Raw genomic sequence first — 19694 nt, 5'->3', positions numbered from 1 at the left:
GCTTTAGACTTGTCAAAAGTATTTATAGTGCTGGAAGAATGTCAATATATCCCGGAGCATAAGTTAAGTGTCGGCCGTGGATGCCTATAAATGCAACATTCCCTTTGCTTCCTCTCTATTCTTGATGTATAACATCAAGATTTCCAAACTTACTGAACTGTCCAAGCCATGCCAATTTAACAGTTCCTGTAGGACCATTTCTTTGCTTAGCTATTATACATTCTGCTACATTTTTATCTTCTGTTTCTTTATTATAGTATTCATCTCTATATAGAAACATTACAAGGTCAGCATCCTGCTCAATGGATCCAGACTCTCTTAAGTCAGACAACATAGGTCTATGATCTGCTCTTGCTTCGGGTGCACGAGATAACTGTGACAAAGCAATAACCGGACACTGCATTTCTTTTGCTAAAGCTTTAATAGATCTAGATATTTCTGATACCTCTTGTTGTCTACTTTCATTACCTTTACTACCTGACATAAGTTGAAGATAGTCGATAACTATAAGGTCTATTCCTTGTTCTAACTTTAGCCTTCTGCATTTTGATCTCATCTCCATTACAGATATACCAGCAGTATCATCTATAAATATTTTAGCACTTGCTAATGGTCCTGATGCCTTAGCGATGTTTTCCCAATCCTTATCATCTAAATTACCAGTTCTAAGCCTTAACATATCTACATGAGCCTCTGAACATAAAAGCTTATATGCTAGCTGCTCTTTAGACATTTCCAGGGAAAATATAGCTATACTTTTTCCTGACCTTAAAGCAGCATATTCTGCCAAGTTTAATGCAAATGTAGTCTTACCCATAGAAGGTCTTGCAGCAATAAGTACCATATCACCTTTCTGAAATCCTGATGTTTTATCATCAAGTTCTCTAAATCCAGATGCAACTCCCGTTGTTTCCCCTTTATTATTAAAAAGTCTTTCAATTTCTAAAAATCCTCTTTCTAAAACAGTGCTCATAGATTCAAAATCTGATGTGCTTTTGCTATTAGCTATATTAAAAATTTCCTTTTCTGCTAGATCAATTGCTCCTAATACATCATCTTGGTTATTATAGCTTTCTTCTATTATTTTGGTAGAAGACTTTATTAATCTTCTTAATATAGCTTTATCGCTTACTATCTTTATATATGATTGCACATTTGCTGTGGAAATTACAGACCCACTTAATTCACTTATATAAGTTATACCACCTGCGGCCTCTAACTTTTCTTTAGATTTTAGATGTTCTGTAAGTGTTATTATGTCTACTCCTATATCTTTTTGGTAAAGATCAAGAATAGCAGTGAATATAACTTTATGTGCATCTTTATAAAAATCTTCAGTCTTTAAAACTTCCATAGCCTCAGCTATGGAAGTTTTATCTACAATCATCGAACCTATTACACTTTGTTCAGCCTCAATACTATGAGGCATGCTTCTAAGAGGTGCATCCATCTGTCATTCCTCCTTAGAATTCAACTTAAAATACTATATCAATAAGTTCTTCAATATTATTTACAGCTTTTACTTCTATATCTTCAAGTCCAGTAGGCACCTCTTTAAAATTGTCTTCTGGAACTATCACAAGTTTTATACCTTTTCTTCTTGCTCCATAAATCTTTTCAAAAATCCCCCCAACAGGCTTTATAGTTCCTCTTAAGGATATTTCACCAGTTATAGCTATATCTTGTCTTAATGGCTTGTTTAAAAGTGCACTAATAATACACACTGTAATAGCAGCTCCAGCTGAAGGTCCATCAATTTTTCCTCCACCTATTATGTTTACATGTACATCATAATCACCTATATCTTTATCAGTTATTTTTCTAATAACTGATGCAGCGTTAAATACAGAATCTTTTGCCATACTTCCAGCAGTATCATTAAATCTAACTAATCCTTTTCCTTTTTCTTTTGCCTCAAATACTGATGTCTCTATTTCTATTGTAGAACCTACATATCCAGTTACACCTAATCCATATATATGTCCCACATCAAACTTTGACTCGCTTTTTACTTCCTCAAAAGGAATCAATCTACTTATGGATATTACCTCATTTAAATCTTTTACTGTTATTTTAACTTTGTCCTTTAAATTTGCATCCTGATTATTATAAAGTACATATCCATAAACATCTGATAATATGTTTACCGCTTTTCTTCCTTCTATTGTATATCTACTTATAAGTGCTGATACACCTTCATCTAGTTCTATATTCAACTTTTGAGCAGCATTTTCTACTATTTGTTGTACATCTGTTGATGTTAAAGGTTCAAAATATACTTCTGTACATCTTGATCTCAATGCTGGATTTATTTCACTAGGTTCTCTAGTTGTTGCTCCGATGAGTACAAAATCCGCTGGAGCTCCATTTTCAAAAAGATATTTTATATATTTAGGCGTATTTTCATCTTCTGGATCATAATATGATGATGAAAATTCAACTCTTTTATCTTCTAGTACTTTTAGTAGTTTGTTTTGAAGCATTTCATCTAATTCTCCAATTTCATCTATAAAAAGCACCCCTCCATGAGCTTCAGTAACAAGTCCAAGTTTTGGCTCAGGCACTCCTGTTTCAGCTAAATCTCTTTTTGTACCTTGATAAATAGGATCATGCACAGATCCTAACAATGGGTTAGTAATTTCTCTTGGATCCCATCTTAGTGTAGTACCATCTACCTCTACGAACTTAGCATCTTTTTTGAATGGAGTATATTTAAGTTTTTTAACTTCTTCTAAAGCAAGTCTTGCTGCAGTTGTTTTTCCAACCCCAGGTGGACCATATAGTATAATATGTTGAGGATATGGAGATGCTATCTTAGATAAGATAGCTTTTATTGACCTCTCCTGTCCAACAATTTCACTAAAAGATTCTGGTCTTAACATGTTTTGAATACTTCTGCTTAACTTTTTCGAATCTAATACCTCAAGTTGAGCATACTTCTTAAGTGTTTTTGCATTTTCTGGACCTTTTTGCTTCTTTATTATGCCTAGCCTAACCTCATCCATGTACCTATCTTGTTTTTCTATGAGGTTTTTTTCCACTTCACTTTCTATTTTGCTTTTCACATAATTTTTTGCTAATGTCTCTGAAATCCAGACATTTGTATTTTCAAGTGCTTCATATATATTGGATTCATCTGGTATCGCCTCTAAACCTTTGCCATCACTTACTATTTTATTTAGTGCATATACTCTCTTAAAAACGTCTTTGCTCTTCATATGATTTTGCAATTTATATTTTACTGCTCTTGCTCTAATAGTACCTTCATCTATTACTTTATTTAAAATATCATATAGAACATTTACCTGGGTATCAACTGGAATAGTATTTACTGAATCCTGTCCTAACCCGTCAACAAATTGTGATTTCACACATTTTCCCCCTTATTTTTCTGCAATGACCACTTTAACCTTTGTGGAGATTTCAGGATATAATTTCACTTCTATATCGTAAGTTCCAAGTTGTTTTATAGTATCTACTACTACTTTTTTCTTATCTATGTTTATATTAAATTTCTTATTCAATTCATCTGCTATATCTTTTCCTGTTATTGCTCCAAACAATCTTCCATTTTCACCTGACTTTACAGTAAGCTTTATTTCTTTTCCTTTAAGACTTTCTGCTAATTTTTGTGCTGCTTCTGTTTCTGCTAACTTTTGTCTTCTTTCTGCTTCTTTTTTATTGTTTAATACATGAAGATTTGAATCTGTTGCCTCCTGTGCAAGTCCTCTTGGAAATAGATAGTTTCTTGCATATCCATCTGAAGCATTTACTATATCTCCCTTCTTTCCTAATGATTTAACATCCTTTGATAATATAACTTTCATTACTCGTCACCTTCCCTAATATATTTATCTATGGCATCTTTAAGCTTTTGTAAAGCCTCATCAATGTTTATAGATTTAAGCTTCGCTCCAGCCATAGTCATATGTCCTCCTCCTCCTAAGGATTCGAGTATTAGTTGCACATTTATATCTCCAAGTGATCTTCCACTAATAAATATCTCATCTTTTATTTTAACAAAAACAAAAGAGGCTTGAATACCTGTAATATTTAGCAGCTCATCCGCTGCCTGTGCAGCTAATACAGTATCTTCTATTTCTTTGGGACATATTGCTATAGCAATGTTATTAAGCATCTTTACTGACCTGATAATTTCAGTTCTTTTGAGATAAGTTTCTAAATCATCTGCGAAAAACCTTTTTACATCTAAAGTATCTGCTCCTAATCTTCTTAAAAAAGAAGCTGCTTCAAAAGTTCTTACTCCTGTTTTAAAATAAAAATTTTTTGTATCAACACAGATTCCAGCAAGCAAAGCTTCAGCCTCAATAGGTTTTAGTTTAGGTTTTTCAACCATATACTGAAGCATTTCAGTAACTAATTCTGACGTTGATGATGCATATGGCTCTATATAACTTAGAAGTGCACCTTCAATGAAATCGGTAGACTTCCTGTGATGATCTATTATAACTATTTTATCAAAAAAATCAACTACATTCATACTTTGCACATATCCTTTGTTATGTACATCAACAAGGATAAGAAGACTATTTGTATCTGCTTTTTCAGTGCATTCCCTACTGCTTATAAATGCTTCTTCATAACCTTCTTCTTCCTTAATCTTCTCCAAAATAGGTCTTATACTGTTGTTTTCATTATCTAATATTATAAAACATTCTTTTTGTAAAAGACTAACTGCCTTGTAAATTCCAATAGCAGATCCTAAGCAATCTATATCTGGATTTACATGCCCCATTATAAACACTTTGTTACTTTCGTTTATTAAATCTACTAATGCATGTGCTAAAACTCTAGCCCTAACTTTTGTTCTTTTTTCAACCTCTTTGGTTTTTCCTCCGTAAAATGAGAGTTTTTCGCCATTTTTAACTATAGCCTGATCACCGCCTCTTCCAAGCGCCAATTCTTTAGCTGACACAGCATAATTCTCATTTATCATAGGAGTTTCTCCTCCGCGGCCTACCCCTATACTAAGGGTTACGGCTAGTTTATTTCCCATGTTTATTTCTCTTATAGTATCTAGTATTTCAAATTTCTTTTCCATTTCTTTTTCAATATACTTGTTCTGAATTGATAATACATACTTATTCTCATCGTACTTTCTGAGCATGGCATTTAATCCTTGAGCATAACTATTCATTGTTCTCTCTATTTCTGCAATTATGAGTGGCCTTGTATCTTCATCAATAGTCTTTATTACATCATCAAAATTATCAACCTCTATAAGCATTACTGTTTCTTTATTTAAATCTACAGATTCTACTAATTCAAACAAATCTGTTACATCATAAAAGTACAAGAGCAATATTCTATCTTTTGAATTTTCAGATGTATCCACAACATTGGTGTATATGTCATAATACCTATCTTTTATTTTAACATATCTAAGCACATTTTCTTTTCCATCTAGAGCCTGCCTTAAATTAAATTCCTTTACTAAGCTTCTAATGTTTTTACCTAATATATCTTCGCCTTGAAATATAGGAGTAAATTTTTGATTATACCAAAGCATTTCGCCCTCTTTTCCAACTATAATTAATGGAAATGGAAGTCTTACTAAAGTATTTCTCGTAGCATTATCTAATTTCGATGAAAAATCTTCTATGAATTTTTTCCATTCATCTTTCCTGGCTCTAGTATTTTTAATATTATAAATTACAAGTAATCCATATAAGATTAAAGCAAATATGCCAGCCCAAATATGACTATATGCTATTAGTATTAATATAAGTGCAGCAATTATTATCATATACATTTTATTACTCGTTATAAAATAATTGTATTTTTTATCCATTTAGTAACCTCCAGTTACTCTACCCTAGGTCTTCTATAAGGATCAAGCTTTCTAAAGTCAACTATCATATCTGCTAAACCTAAATACAAATAAATTACGGAAATTGGAGAGAAAATTGTAAATAGTAATATTATAAATCTGGTTCGTTTCGACATATTAAACTTATTTTTTAAATAGTATATTGCTACAGCTATTCCATCTACTACAAATATAAATTGCAGTAAATATTCAGCAGAAATTATTACATACTGGGCTATTGGTATTTGACTTCTTCCTAACAATAATCCAATTAAAAGCATTATTCCCACCAATGACCCTATTCTTGTATTTATGTATATTTCACTAAATGCTATCATTGGTTTCATTTTATATCTTAGCTTTTTTACTATTAACAAGGTTATAATATAATTCATATATGCAGAAATAAAAGACATAACAATAAGCACAGCTGGCATAGTTTTTAATATTACATCTGTAGTTGGAAGTTGAAAATTTTTATCAATAACAGCTAACTGCTCTTTACTTACTCCCATTTTAGCATATATGTCTTTAGACATATTTAAAGAATCTTGCATAATTTTTATGCTATCAGTAATGTTTCCTACGATTCCTCTGTTGTCTATTAGCTTTATATAAATAAATGAATTTAAAATAATAACAACAATTGATGCCATTGCCAGCATTAATATTGTAGTACTCACTTTTTTATCACTTTTAATACAGTATCCAAACGTTATACCCGTAACACCAAACAATATAGATGATGTTAATGCTGATATTGGATTATATAGCATTGCTATAAGTATTCCACTTATCACCACTGCGCCCAATGTAACTTTATAATTATTTCTAATATATAGAACTGTTACAGGAATCGGCAGGATAAACATTCCAAATATTGAAAAAATAGGCAAATAAACATTTATCATCATAATTACAACTATAAGTGCTGTAATTAATCCTGCCTCTATCATAGATTTAGTGTTGTAAATTCTATTATGCATTTCTCCTCCATTATTCTCTTTCTTTTAAATGAGTGTATAATTTACTTAAATCCTTACCTTCCTTTTCTATTTTATCCTCTTCAATAATTCCACTCTTTAATTTTTTTTTCATATTTTCATCTACTGCGACATGTGAATATCCTAATCTCTCTGCTAGTAAATACAATAGTATCATTGCTCCTGAAATACAATCAAGTATCGCTTCTTGTGCCACATTACTCCCTTTTGTAAGTAACTTAAAAAAATCTCCAATTACACATAAAAGCTCTGCTTTTAGTTCTTCAATAACTTTAACATTATACATTATATTAAAATCATCTTTTCTCATTAACTCCATCCCCTCTAAACCTATAATTATATTTTAGTTATTTTTATATATTTGTGCAATAAACTATTATTTATTTTTAAATTTACTTAATAAGCAATCCTATTGTATATTATTTATTAAATAATATACAACTCTTAACTCTATTTTATATAACTTGATAAATAATAGCTAGCAAAATAATACTTTTATTAACTTTAATCACATTCATAATTATTGACACATATTTCTATATTTCAAACATATTTTCAAAACTCAGACATAAAATAATAAATATAGTATATTTAACACATCTAAATATTAATAATGCTTAATTTAAAACTGATCTAATTTATAATGCATGAAATTTTTATAAAAAAAAGCGAAGAATTTTATTCTTCGCTTTTTTACTACTATTCCGTTGTGAATGGTAGTAAAGCTATATTTCTTGCTCTTTTTATAGCATCAGTAAGTTCCCTTTGGTGCTTAGCACAGTTTCCAGAAATTCTTCTTGGAAGAATTTTTCCTCTTTCTGTAACATATTTTCTAAGCTTATTTATATCCTTATAATCTATAAATTCAGATTTGTCCATGCAAAAAGCACAAACTTTTCTCCTAGCTTTTCTCATTTTAGATGAGTTTCTTCTAGCGCCTTCTCTATTTGCCATAATCTTTCCTCCTTACCTTTTTAGTAGTTAGATCGAGTTAGAATGGAATGTCTCCATCATCCACTGGAGTAATATCTTCTCCATAATTTGGTGCATTAAAAGAATTTGATCTTTCAAACCCTTCTGATGGTCCTTCATTAAATGAAGGCATTGCACCCTTGTTTCCATTTCCCCATTCAAGGAATTGTACTTCTTCTGCAACCACTTCAGTAACATATCTTTTAGTACCATCTTTAGCATCATAACTTCTTGTTTGAATTCTACCACAAATACCAATAAGTTTACCCTTACCCATATAATTTGCTGTAGATTCTGCTTGTTTTCCCCATACGACTACAGGGATAAAGTCAGCCTCTTTTTGACCGTCTTTAGAAAATCTTCTATCTACGGCTACAGTAAAGGTGGCAACAGCTGTACCAGTTCCTGGCGTAAATTTCAACTCAGGATCTTTGGTCAATCTTCCAATTAAAACAACTTTATTCAATTAAAAACACCACCTATTATTTTTCATTATTAACTATTATGTGTCTTATAACACTATCAGTAATTCTGAATACTCTATCTAACTCTTTTGGTAATTCAGGATCAGCGCTAAAGTTTACTAGAGTATAATAACCTTCGGTAACTTTGCTTATTTCATATGCAAGCTTTCTCTTACCCCAGTTATCAATATTCTCTATAACTCCTCCACCATTTTCTATTACGCCCTTAAATTTCTCAACGTTAGCTTTAATAGCTTCCTCGTCTAATGATGGGTGTAATATGAATATAGTTTCATACTTTCTCATTAGATCTCACCTCCTCCCCCTGGACTAGCGGCTGTGTTTACACAGCAGGGATTACATCTAAGTATTTTATCACTTATCTAACTAAAAATCAATAGTTTTTTATTTTATTCTTGAGAATTATACTTTACTACCTTTTTTGCGTCTTTTTCAAACTTATTTCTTGGTAACATAACAATTCTTCCACAAATGCAGCATTTTATTTTTATATCTGCTCCAAGTCTTATCACTTCCCACTCTTTACTACCGCAAGGATGTTCCTTTTTCATTTCAACAATATCACCAAGATTAAAATCTTTAACCATAATATCACTCCTTTACAATTCTTACTTTAGGATAATTTATACTTATATTAGCATTTATTAATTCTTCTCTTATTTCTTTTCTTAGTTTCATTTCTGTATCCCACTGCATCATTGGCTTCGTCTTTCCTACAACTCTAATGCTTATGCCACCATCCTTAAAAGCTGATACTCCCAAGACAGATGGACCTTCTGTAACCACTGATTCATTTTGATCTTTAAATTTTTTGCACAGACTCGATATTACTTCTATAGCGTTATCTAAGTCTTCATCATAGGCTATATCTACTTCTACCATAATTCTTATATTTCCTCTTGAATGATTCGTAATTTTTGTTATAAGCCCATTGGGGATTATATGAAGGTCTCCATTAAAATCTCTTATTTTTGTCACTCTTAACTCTAAACTTTCTACTATTCCACCTTTATCATCAATATTTATATAATCCCCAACTGCAAATTGATCTTCAAATAATATAAAAAAACCATTTATTATATCTTTGATTAAACTTTGTGCTCCAAATCCAACAGCAACACCACCTATTCCTGCAAAGGTTAGACTTGTAATTCCTACCTTGGGAGATATTGTAGCTATTATGCTAAAAATACCAAAAAAATACACAGAATACCTAAGTATACTACTTAATATAGCGCCAACTGTTTTAGCCTTTTTATCATCTAAAGAAAATCTAAAGTTTTTTTGTTTTAATACATATTTATTTATAATCTTATTTCCAATTTTAATAACTAAATACATAGTTACTAACATAATAATGATCTTTATCACTATTGTTCCTAATACATAAATACTTTCTTTCCCTATAACGAAGTTTCCCACTTGTACTATACCTTTATTTAAATCTATTCTAAATTTAAACAAAGAAGTTAAACTGTTCATTATGCTCCTCCTGAGAAATTACTATTTTTATATGGAAATTTTTTCAAAATAACTACTTGATCTAAATTTCAAATATATTATAATTTAATCCATCCTTTACATAAATGTTTTTTATACGAATCTTTCCACCGTTAACTATAGACCTAACATTTTCAATATATTCATCGCTAAGTTTTATACTTATTCCACAACTTTTAGTTATATTTGTTGGAGTAGGCATAATTTCTATTTTAATATTTTCTTCTTTCAGGACGCTTTCTGCACTAATTGCTCCATGAGTATTTTCAAAAGTTAAAATATAATATTTGTTCATTATAAATCCAGTTTCCTTAAATCAGGAACTGTCTCTCCCTTCCAATATTTATTTTACATTTGTATACAATTAACATTGTTTAGTTTATAATTATATATGTAGATACTCAATTGAATATTATCAATAAATAGCTACATAAATTTTAGCTTTAAACACATTTATATACAAAAACTTATATTTTATTATACCAGAATTCACACATTGAATATTAGTAATATATATGAGTTTATAAAAAATTTTTAAAATTTGGAGGTTTTTAATTGTGAAGGTTTATTTAGATAATTCAGCAACCACTTATCCTAAGCCAGAAGAAGTATATTCTTCTGTTTATAATTATATGAAAAATATAGGCTCAAATCCTGGAAGAGGTGGTTATTCAAGTGCATTAGAAGGAGATAGAATTATTTTTAGTTGTAGAGAAGCTTTAATGAAAATTTTTAATTTTGATAAATTAGAGAACATAATATTTACTGCTAATATAACTCACTCTCTTAATATATTATTAAAAAGCGTTGTAAAAGATGGCTGGCATATTATCACTTCATCTATGGAGCATAATTCAGTTTTAAGACCACTTTCTAATTTGAAGGAAACTAAAAACATTGATCTTGATATAATTGAATGTTCAGAAAATGGAGTGCTTAATATTGAAGATTTTAAAAACACTCTTAAATCTAACACTAAGCTAGTAGTGTTAACTCATGCTTCTAACATAATAGGTAGCATTCAACCCCTGAAACATATAGGAAAAATTTGTAAAGAAAGAGGTATCTACTTTGTAATAGATTCTGCTCAAAGCGCTGGAGCTATTCCTGTAGACTTTTATGAAATAGGCTGTAATGCATTAGCTTTTACGGGACATAAGTCTCTCTTGGGACCTCAAGGAATAGGTGGATTTTTAATTGATGATAATTTAAATCAAGAAGCCTTATCTTTCATTGAAGGAGGTACAGGAAGTTTATCAGAAAGCATAACTCAGCCCAACTTTCTTCCTGATAAATTCGAAAGTGGAACATTAAATGCTCCTGGTATAGCCGGATTACTTGCAGGAATTAATTACATAACTGAAGAAGGACTTATATCAATTCAGGAAAGAGAACGAGAACTTTGTCAACACTTTATTGATGGACTTTTAAATATACCTTCTATTAAAGTATATGGTGCTACAGAGGCTTCCTTAAGAACTCCTACTATATCTATAAATTCAAACAAAATTAATAATGCAGAATTAGGATTTGTACTTGACAGAGATTATGGAATAATGGCTAGAACAGGATTGCATTGTGCACCTTTAGCTCATAGAACTATAAAAACCTTTCCCGAAGGAACATTAAGATTTAGTTTAGGACCTTTTAATGATATAAAAGATATAGACTATACATTGCACTGTTTAAACTTAATTATCAAAGGATGTGACTAGAGTTAAATGGAGAAGCTATTAAGCAAAATTGATAATATAATTTTGTTTTTTATAATATATACCATTATTTTTTTAGTTTTCTTCAGTACACTAAATTATACACTACCTTTTGTACTTGCTTTAGTATTTGCCTTATTAATAAAAAAGCCAACAGAATTTTTAATAAAAAATTTTAATATAAAAAATTCAATTGCTTCACTAATTACAACAATTGTATTTTTTACTTTTATAATACTTATTTTTTCATACGCTATAACAAACATAACTCAAGAAGCTATACTTCTTGGGAAAAATACTCAGATTTATATTTCAAAAAATTCTTCTAATATATATGACTCTATTGATAAACTAAAAAAGTATTATGACAATCTCGATCCATATATTGTAACTGCCATAGAAAAGAATCTTTCCGGTTTTATAACAAAAGTTTCCAATATAGCTGTAAGTATTACTGGTAAAATAGTATCTTCATTGATAGGATTTTTAGCAACAATTCCTTATTTATTAATGGTTATACTTTTTACATTACTTACTACATATTTTTTTACTAAAGACATAGTGATAAATCGAAGCAAATTATTAAATATTATACCATCAAATAAATCCGATAAAATACTTAATATATACATTGAGGCTAAACGAATGCTAGGAAACTATATTTTATCATACTTATTGATTATAGGTATTACTTTTTTAGAAACAATAATCGTATTTTTAGTCTTTAAAGTTAAATATGTGCTTATTTTAAGCATTGTATGTGCTATAGCCGATATTTTACCCATACTAGGAATAGGAACTATTTATATTCCTCTTGCTATATTTTACTTTTTCTTTATTAAGAATTATATTACCGCATTTGGAATTTTGATTTCATATATAATTATTTCAATAATAAGACAGATAATTGAACCTAAAATAGTTTCTTCATCCCTTGGTATTCATCCAGTAGCTGTGTTAGCTGCCCTATTTATAGGACTTAAGGCCAATGGCTTATCAGGTGTTATATTTTGTGTATTTCTAGCAGTCTTTTATAATATATTTAAGAAAGTTGATTTAATCTAACATAAAAATCCCCAATTAATTCTAATTGGGGATTTTTATGTTTAAAGTTATAAATATACGTATAAATAACCTCCACATGGTTAAAATTCATAATATAGGAGGTTTAGATATGATAGATAAATTAATAATTGACCCATCATCTAAAAAATCAATTTTTATTTTAAGAGATATATTAAGTGACGAATTATGTCCTATAGTAAAATCTAAAAGACCTATAGTTTTACTATGTATTGGTACTGACAGATCAACTGGTGATAGTCTAGGACCATTAGTAGGTGATAAATTAAAATTTTTAATTAGAGATAGGGTATATCTTTATGGTAATTTACAATATCCTGTTCATGCAAAAAACCTTTGCGATATTGTGAATGAGATTAATTCAAAGTATAAAAATCCTTTTATAATTGCTATAGATGCATGTCTAGGAAGTTTGCAAAATGTAGGTAAAATAATTGTTGATGCTAAACCTTTATGTCCAGGTTCTGCTATGAATAAGGATCTTCCTAAAATAGGTGACTTAAGTATAACTGGAATTGTCAACATATCTGGTGCCATGGAATTTATGGTTTTGCAAAACACAAGACTTTTTACTGTAATGCAACTTGCTGAAACTATATCTAAGGGAATATATCATTCTATATTAAAAACAATCGGTGGAAGAAAGGTTAACTCTATACTTGAAAATAGTAATGAAAATATAGAGGCTTGATTAAAAATAAATTATTAAGAAACATAGAAGGCATTCTAAAATAAATTACTGTAAACCCTATTATTTAATATATATTCTATTTCTTCTATAGTTTTGCTTCCAGAATCAATTATTAACGTGCCTTCTCTTCTTATATTATTATTTATATTAAAATTTGTTAATCCTCCATTTTTCAAATTACATATTATTGCATCATATAAGATGTTACTTTTTTCAGTATTAACATCATATCCTCTCTTTTCAAGTTCCTCTTTTATATATTCTAAATCGCTACAAACGCATATTTTCATAAAAAAACCTCCTTTATGGGATAATATTCCCTTAAAGGAGGTTTTTTATTCTTAACTAAATTTAACTTAAAACTTTATTTATACATTCTTGTAATACATGTTGTTCTTCCTGAGATAAATCATACCGTGATATACCTCTATCTATAGGTTTCGCATAAGTTGTACTTTCATTTCTTCCATATATACCTGTAACTATAACACCACTATTACTATCATCTAATAATGCTATTGAAAAGCTCAAATCACTTCCAACGTCTTCAAATGCTCTGTATCTAATTATAGAAACTTTTTGAATACATTCTTTTAATTTTAAATTCAAGTTTTCATATAATTTTTTCATATATTCTGCTTCTGCTTTAGCTTCATCCACTTTATCTAAATATCCAACTATTAGCTCTTCTAAGTTTTTATTATCTACGCCTCTCATAAATCTTCTATACTTGTTTTCTAGTTTACTTAAAGATTTCAGTGTAACCATAAGCATAATAAACAATATTATTACTAATACTGCAAGAGCTGCTATAATGTAGACTTGAAAACCATTTATTATTCCTATGATGTTTTTCATATATTTTCTCCTTCCGGTAATGTTTCACGTGAAACATTAAATCTAGTTATAAATTTATAATTCTACCTTTAATATATCTAATATTCTTTTTAAGTCATCTTGAGAATAATACTCAATTTCTATCTTTCCTTTATTTTTCTTATCCATAAGAGAAACCTTAGTACCAAACATAGTTTCTAATTTTTCTCTTATATCTACGTAATAAGAACTTTGTGTATTAACTTTTTCTGATGACTTCTTTTTTTCTATGGTTAAACTTTTAATTAATCTTTCAGTTTCCCTTACACTTAATCTTTCATCTATTATGCTTTGAGCCAATTTATATTGAATATCTTTATCTTCAATAGCTAATAATACTCTTCCATGTCCTTCAGATATAACTCCATCTACTAAGTATTCTTGCACTCTATCATCTAAATTTAGAAGTCTTAAACAGTTAGTAACTGCCGTTCTAGATTTTCCTATTCTATTACTTAATTCTTCTTGAGTTATATTAAATTCCTCAAGTAACTTTTTATAAGCAAGAGCCTCTTCAATTGGATTTAAATCCTGACGCTGGATATTTTCAATTAATGATATTTCTAGAATTTCTTTGTCAGTTAGCTCCATTATTATTGCAGGCATTTCTTTTATGCCTGCAAGTTTAGCAGATCTCCATCTTCTTTCTCCAGCAACTATAATGTATGTATCCTCACATTTTTTTAATATTATAGGTTGAATAACTCCGTGTTCCTTTATAGATTGTGAGAGTTGAATTATCTTTTCTTCATCAAAACTTTTCCTTGGTTGTCCTTCATTGGCTTTTATTAAATTAATGTTTACAAGATTTACGTTATCTTTTCTATTCTCTTTATGATCATCATTTCTATCTTCTGGTATTAAAGCACCTAATCCTTTTCCTAAGCCATGTTTTTTATTCAAATACTACTCACTCCTTTTTTGTCTACTTAAGAACTCCTTCGTTAAACTTTCATATGCCTCTGCTCCCCTACACTTATCATCGTAAAGCATTATTGGAAGTCCAAAGCTAGGTGCTTCTGCTAGTCTAATATTCCTTGGAATAGTTGTATTATAAACATTATCCTTAAAATAACTTTTAACTTCAGATACAACCTCATTTGATAATTTTGTTCTTCCGTCATACATACTCATTATTACACCTTCAACTTCTAAGCTTTTATTTAGTGATTTCTTTACAAGTTGTATCGTATTGATGAGCTGTCCAACTCCTTCCAAAGCATAAAACTCACATTGTATCGGAATTAGGACGCTATCTGAAGCAGTTAACGCATTTATTGTAAGTAATCCAAGTGAGGGTGGACAATCTATAAATATGAAATCAAACTTTGACTCCATGTTTAAAATTTTATTTTTTAATATATTCTCTCTATTTTCCTTACTTATAAGTTCCACTTCTGCACCCGCTAATTCCATAGTGGAAGGGACTAAATAAAAATTTTCTATAAGTTCACTTTTTTTCATTGCCTCATCTATAACCATATCAGACGTTAAAATGTCATATATAGATTCATTTAAACTTCTTTTATCAAATCCAAGACCGCTAGTAGTATTTCCTTGCGGATCTATGTCTATATTTAAAACCCCATATCCCTGCATAGCTAAATACGAACTCAAATTTATGCTAGTAGTAGTTTTACCTACTCCACCTTTTTGATTAAATATCGATATTATTTTCATAAATTCCACCACCCTTCTCTTCAAAGAAAACATCTCAATCTTAATTATATATTTTTATATAAAATAATAAAAGTATTTTACTATAAAATTATCAATAAAATTGTAGCTTATTTTAAAATAAAAATTCTTGAGCAAGTTGCTCAAGAATAAAAAAGGTAATTATGTACAAATGTTTCACGTGAAACACTTATTTTTTGGGAATTGTAATAGTTATTTCTATTTTGTCATCTAAATCCTTAGATGCATATTGAGCGTTTAATCCATATTTATCAAACACCTGTTTAACAGTATTAATGTATACTCTAGATGAAAATATTCCTTTTATTTTCTTCTTTATTTTAGAAGAATTGCCTTCTTCAAGCTTACTAAGTTCTTTTTCGATAAGCTCCTCTGTCTTTTTTACATTTAATTGCTTCTTTACAACTACTTTTAATACTTTTTTTTGTGATTGTAAGTCAGGCAGCCTTAACAAAGCTCTGGCATGTCTTTCTGTTAAGTTATTTTCTAGTAAAATAGTTCTTATTTCAGGCTCTAATCTTAATAATCTAATTTTATTAGCGATTGTTGATTGTTTTTTTCCAATTGCTTCAGCTAATTTCTCTTGAGTATAGGAATGATCCTTAATTAAATTGTTGTAAGCTTCAGCTTCTTCTAAAAAGTTTAGATCTTCTCGCTGCAAATTTTCTAATAATGCAATAGCTGCAGATTCTCCATCACTAATATCTACTATTATAACTGGAACCTCAACTAATCCAGCTTTTTTTGCTGCTCTAAGCCTTCTTTCACCAGCTATAAGTTCATACCTATCCTCTGAAAGCTTTCTTACAGATAAAGGCTGAATTATTCCATATGTATTTATAGATTGAGCTAATTCTTCTAAGCTTTCCTCATCAAAATATTTTCTTGGCTGATATAAGTTCGGTAAAATAGAATCAACACATATATAATTGATATCACTTTGCATATTTAACCATCCCTCTTACTCTTTCCTATTTATTAACATTTCTTTATTATTTTATAATTTCCTTCTTTTTTACTTATTTTTTTTACGACAAATTAATACAGCCTTATTTTAGCGGTTTTTTAGCAGCTGTTCCAGCTCTTCTTGGATATATATTAGGCGTTTCTTTTACCTTCTTTATTACTACTAAATTATGTTTTAAGTCACTATCTTCTATTTCTATTTTAATTATGTCTTCAATTTTTCCACCAAGTATAGATACTGCATTTTTCCCTTCTTGGATTTCATCTTCAACGGAAGGTCCTTTCATTGCAATAAAATGTCCTCCAACTTTTACATAAGGAATACACAACTCACTTAATACAGCAAGATTAGCAACTGCTCTTGATACTGCCACATCACATTTTTCTCTATACTCACTTTTTCTTGAAAAATCTTCAGCTCTTCCATGGATAGTAGTTGTATATTTTAATTCAATTTTATTTATTACTTCGTTTAGAAAATTAATTCTTTTATTTAGAGAATCCAAAAGTATCATATCAACATCTGATTTAATAATTTTTATTGGTATACCCGGAAATCCAGCACCAGTTCCTATATCTATGATACTTTGTGCTTCTTTCAAAGGAGAAAACTTAAATATCTTTATAGAATCTATAAAATGCTTTTTTATTATTTGCTCATCATCCGTTATAGCTGTGAGATTAACTTTCTCATTCCAAAATTTTATCAAATCTTTGTACTGTATAAATTTCCTGTAAATTTCTTCATTCATGCTTAAACCTACATCTAAGCATGCAGAGTTCATAATGTCGTAATATTTCATAAGATTAATCTCCATTCTAAAATTTATTATAAAAACAATCATTATTACATAACAATCGATAAGATCATCTTAGTTATATATAAAACAAATCTATATAAACTAAAATAATTCTATTAGAATCGTAATATACCTGCAGATAAAAAATAATTAAAACATTACTCAAAAACCACTACTTATTTTTTTCGTTATTGTTTTCTCTACTTAATCTATACTCACGTTCTAAGTAAATTAGCAACACCGAAATATCTGCTGGAGAAACTCCAGAAATTCTAGAGGCCTGACCTATACTTACGGGTCTTACTTTATCAAGCTTCTGAATCGCCTCTAATCTTAACCCATTAATACTATTATACACTATATCTGTTGGTATAATTTTATTTTCAAGTTTCTTAAACTGTTCAATTTGTTCTAATTGTTTGTTTATATATCCTTCATATTTAGCAATAATCTCAACTTGCTCTACTATGTCATAACTTAAATTAGGTCTATCTTTATCTAATGGTTCTAATTTTAAATAATCAAGTTCTGGCCTTTTGATAAGCTCATATAAACTTATATTCTTCTTTAACTCTGTTGAATTCAAACTACTCAAAAATTCAATTACTTCCTTCTTAGGATTTATTTGAACATTTTTTATTCTCTCTACTTCTTCTTCTATTGCTTTTCTTCTATTTAAAAATTTTGAATATCTTTCTTCACTAACTAGACCAATTTCATAGCCAATATCCGTTAACCTAAGATCTGCGTTATCCTGTCTTAATAAAAGTCTATATTCTGAACGTGATGTCATCATTCTATATGGTTCTTCAGTTCCTTTTGTAACTAAATCATCAATTAAAACTCCTATATACCCATCTGATCTCTTTAGTATTAATGGTTCCCTATCATTGGCCTTACGTACTGCGTTTATTCCTGCAATTATTCCTTGCGATGCTGCTTCTTCGTATCCAGAACTTCCATTTACCTGTCCTGCAGCAAATAATCCCTCTATATTTTTAAACTCTAATGAAGCTTTTAGTTGAAGTGGATTTATACAATCATACTCTATGGCATAACCAGTTCTTAATATTTCTGCATTTTCAAGTCCAGAAATACTTCTATACATTGCTACTTGAACATCTTCTGGAAGCGATGTAGATGCTCCGCCTATATATAACTCCTCTGTATTTTCGCCTTCAGGCTCTACAAATATTTGATGTTTCTCTTTATCCGGGAACCTTACAACTTTATCTTCAATAGAAGGACAATACCTCGGTCCAACTGATTTAATACTACCATTATATAAAGGAGATCTGTGTATATTATCTTTTATTACTTTAAGAGTCTCATCAGTTGTATAAGTTAAATAACATGGTATTTGCTCTCTCTCTAAATTATCACTCATAAATGAAAATGGAACTATCTTTTCATCTCCATTTTGTATTATCATTTTTGAAAAATCAACACTTCTTCTATTTACTCTCGCAGGTGTACCTGTTTTAAACCTTCTAAGTTCTATCCCTAGGTTTAGTAAGCTTTGTGATAGATCATTAGCAGGCATAAATCCATTTGGACCTGAGTTATAGCTTACATCTCCAATTATAACCTTACCTTTTAGATAAGTACCTGTTGCAAGAATGACTGTTTTCGTTTTAAAATATGCTCCATTCTTGGTTAAAACTCCACATACTTCTCCATCCTCTGTTCTTATATCTATTACCTCTAACTGCCTTGAATCAAGATTTCTTTCTTTCTCCAATACATGTTTCATTCTATTTGAATATTTTTTTTTATCCGCTTGAGCTCTTAAGGAATGTACAGCTGGGCCTTTAGATGTATTTAACATTCTAGATTGTATAAAAGTATGATCAATATTAACTCCCATTTCTCCACCTAGTGCATCTATTTCTCTAACTAGGTGACCTTTCGCCGTTCCTCCAACATTGGGATTACATGGCATAAAACCCACGCTATCCAAGTTCATTGTACATAATAAGGTTCTGCAACCCATTCTTGCTGCTGCGAGGCTAGCTTCACAACCAGCATGGCCTGCACCAACAACAATTACGTCATATTCTCCACCAAAATACTCCAT

The 19694-nt window shown here is 29.8% G+C and carries 22 protein-coding genes; 3 read left to right on the top strand and 19 right to left on the bottom strand.

Features of this window, described 5'->3' with window-relative positions:
* Positions 1–115 precede the first annotated feature (115 nt).
* The 12 genes from I6U48_RS23120 to I6U48_RS23065 form a co-directional block, all read right to left on the bottom strand.
* Positions 116–1450, bottom strand: coding sequence for a replicative DNA helicase (locus I6U48_RS23120; protein ID WP_218322850.1), 1335 nt, complete (start codon positions 1448–1450; stop codon positions 116–118).
* A 25-nt stretch (positions 1451–1475) separates the two neighbouring features.
* A complete protein-coding gene (gene lonC, locus I6U48_RS23115; protein WP_218322849.1) occupies positions 1476–3371 on the bottom strand; it encodes a Lon family ATP-dependent protease in 1896 nt (631 codons plus the stop codon).
* Between the two features lie 12 nt (positions 3372–3383).
* The gene (gene rplI / locus I6U48_RS23110; RefSeq protein WP_218322848.1) at positions 3384–3827 is read right to left on the bottom strand and encodes a 50S ribosomal protein L9; all 444 of its coding nucleotides are present in this window, start codon (positions 3825–3827) and stop codon (positions 3384–3386) included.
* Positions 3827–5812, bottom strand: a complete 1986-nt coding sequence (locus I6U48_RS23105; RefSeq protein ID WP_218322847.1) for a DHH family phosphoesterase — start codon at positions 5810–5812, stop codon at positions 3827–3829. The genes rplI and I6U48_RS23105 overlap by 1 nt, the downstream gene beginning before the upstream one ends.
* Before the next feature lie 14 nt (positions 5813–5826).
* Positions 5827–6816, bottom strand: a complete 990-nt coding sequence (locus I6U48_RS23100; RefSeq protein WP_218322846.1) for a YybS family protein — start codon at positions 6814–6816, stop codon at positions 5827–5829.
* Between the two features lie 10 nt (positions 6817–6826).
* On the bottom strand, positions 6827–7144 hold the full coding sequence (locus tag I6U48_RS23095) for a MazG-like family protein (protein WP_218322845.1): 318 nt from the start codon (positions 7142–7144) through the stop codon (positions 6827–6829).
* A 389-nt stretch (positions 7145–7533) separates the two neighbouring features.
* Positions 7534–7788: a 30S ribosomal protein S18 gene (gene rpsR, locus I6U48_RS23090; RefSeq protein WP_218322844.1), complete on the bottom strand. Its 255-nt coding sequence runs from the start codon at positions 7786–7788 to the stop codon at positions 7534–7536.
* Positions 7789–7825: 37 nt separating this feature from the next.
* Positions 7826–8272 carry a single-stranded DNA-binding protein gene (locus I6U48_RS23085; RefSeq protein ID WP_218322843.1) on the bottom strand — a complete coding sequence of 149 codons (447 nt, stop codon included), beginning with the start codon at positions 8270–8272 and terminating at the stop codon, positions 7826–7828.
* A gap of 16 nt (positions 8273–8288) precedes the next feature.
* Positions 8289–8576 carry a 30S ribosomal protein S6 gene (gene rpsF / locus I6U48_RS23080; RefSeq protein WP_218322842.1) on the bottom strand — a complete coding sequence of 96 codons (288 nt, stop codon included), beginning with the start codon at positions 8574–8576 and terminating at the stop codon, positions 8289–8291.
* Between the two features lie 104 nt (positions 8577–8680).
* Positions 8681–8878, bottom strand: a complete 198-nt coding sequence (locus tag I6U48_RS23075; RefSeq protein ID WP_218322841.1) for a DUF951 domain-containing protein — start codon at positions 8876–8878, stop codon at positions 8681–8683.
* A 4-nt stretch (positions 8879–8882) separates the two neighbouring features.
* Complete coding sequence (locus tag I6U48_RS23070) at positions 8883–9773, bottom strand: mechanosensitive ion channel family protein (protein WP_218322840.1); 891 nt, start codon at positions 9771–9773, stop codon at positions 8883–8885.
* A gap of 61 nt (positions 9774–9834) precedes the next feature.
* Positions 9835–10086 (bottom strand): putative Se/S carrier protein, encoded by a 252-nt coding sequence (locus I6U48_RS23065; protein ID WP_218322839.1) that lies wholly within the window; start codon positions 10084–10086, stop codon positions 9835–9837.
* 262 nt (positions 10087–10348) lie between these two features.
* On the opposite strand from I6U48_RS23065, the gene I6U48_RS23060 reads away from it, so the two are divergent.
* The 3 genes from I6U48_RS23060 (at position 10349) to yyaC (ending at position 13277) form a co-directional block, all read left to right on the top strand.
* Complete coding sequence (locus tag I6U48_RS23060) at positions 10349–11506, top strand: aminotransferase class V-fold PLP-dependent enzyme (protein ID WP_218322838.1); 1158 nt, start codon at positions 10349–10351, stop codon at positions 11504–11506.
* Positions 11507–11512: 6 nt separating this feature from the next.
* Positions 11513–12568 (top strand): sporulation integral membrane protein YtvI, encoded by a 1056-nt coding sequence (gene ytvI, locus I6U48_RS23055; RefSeq protein ID WP_218322837.1) that lies wholly within the window; start codon positions 11513–11515, stop codon positions 12566–12568.
* 109 nt (positions 12569–12677) lie between these two features.
* Complete coding sequence (gene yyaC, locus I6U48_RS23050; protein ID WP_218322836.1) at positions 12678–13277, top strand: spore protease YyaC; 600 nt, start codon at positions 12678–12680, stop codon at positions 13275–13277.
* A gap of 35 nt (positions 13278–13312) precedes the next feature.
* Here the strand turns inward: yyaC and I6U48_RS23045 are convergent, their stop codons facing one another.
* The 7 genes from I6U48_RS23045 to mnmG form a co-directional block, all read right to left on the bottom strand.
* Positions 13313–13567 (bottom strand): YkuS family protein, encoded by a 255-nt coding sequence (locus I6U48_RS23045; protein WP_218322835.1) that lies wholly within the window; start codon positions 13565–13567, stop codon positions 13313–13315.
* Between the two features lie 61 nt (positions 13568–13628).
* Positions 13629–14135, bottom strand: coding sequence for a DUF4446 family protein (locus tag I6U48_RS23040; protein WP_218322834.1), 507 nt, complete (start codon positions 14133–14135; stop codon positions 13629–13631).
* Between the two features lie 54 nt (positions 14136–14189).
* On the bottom strand, positions 14190–15056 hold the full coding sequence (locus I6U48_RS23035; protein WP_218322833.1) for a ParB/RepB/Spo0J family partition protein: 867 nt from the start codon (positions 15054–15056) through the stop codon (positions 14190–14192).
* A gap of 3 nt (positions 15057–15059) precedes the next feature.
* Positions 15060–15833 carry a ParA family protein gene (locus I6U48_RS23030; protein ID WP_218322832.1) on the bottom strand — a complete coding sequence of 258 codons (774 nt, stop codon included), beginning with the start codon at positions 15831–15833 and terminating at the stop codon, positions 15060–15062.
* A 187-nt stretch (positions 15834–16020) separates the two neighbouring features.
* Positions 16021–16797 (bottom strand): nucleoid occlusion protein, encoded by a 777-nt coding sequence (gene noc, locus I6U48_RS23025; protein WP_218322831.1) that lies wholly within the window; start codon positions 16795–16797, stop codon positions 16021–16023.
* Positions 16798–16900: 103 nt separating this feature from the next.
* Entirely contained in the window at positions 16901–17620 is a 720-nt protein-coding gene (gene rsmG, locus I6U48_RS23020) for a 16S rRNA (guanine(527)-N(7))-methyltransferase RsmG (protein WP_218322830.1), read from the bottom strand.
* A gap of 169 nt (positions 17621–17789) precedes the next feature.
* On the bottom strand, positions 17790–19694 hold the full coding sequence (gene mnmG / locus I6U48_RS23015) for a tRNA uridine-5-carboxymethylaminomethyl(34) synthesis enzyme MnmG (RefSeq protein ID WP_218322829.1): 1905 nt from the start codon (positions 19692–19694) through the stop codon (positions 17790–17792).

Source organism: Clostridium thailandense, from assembly GCF_019207025.1.
GTDB lineage: Bacteria > Bacillota > Clostridia > Clostridiales > Clostridiaceae > Clostridium_AM > Clostridium_AM thailandense.
The sequence above is the reverse complement of the archived record's forward strand: the minus strand, read 5'-3'. Positions and strand labels throughout refer to the sequence as shown.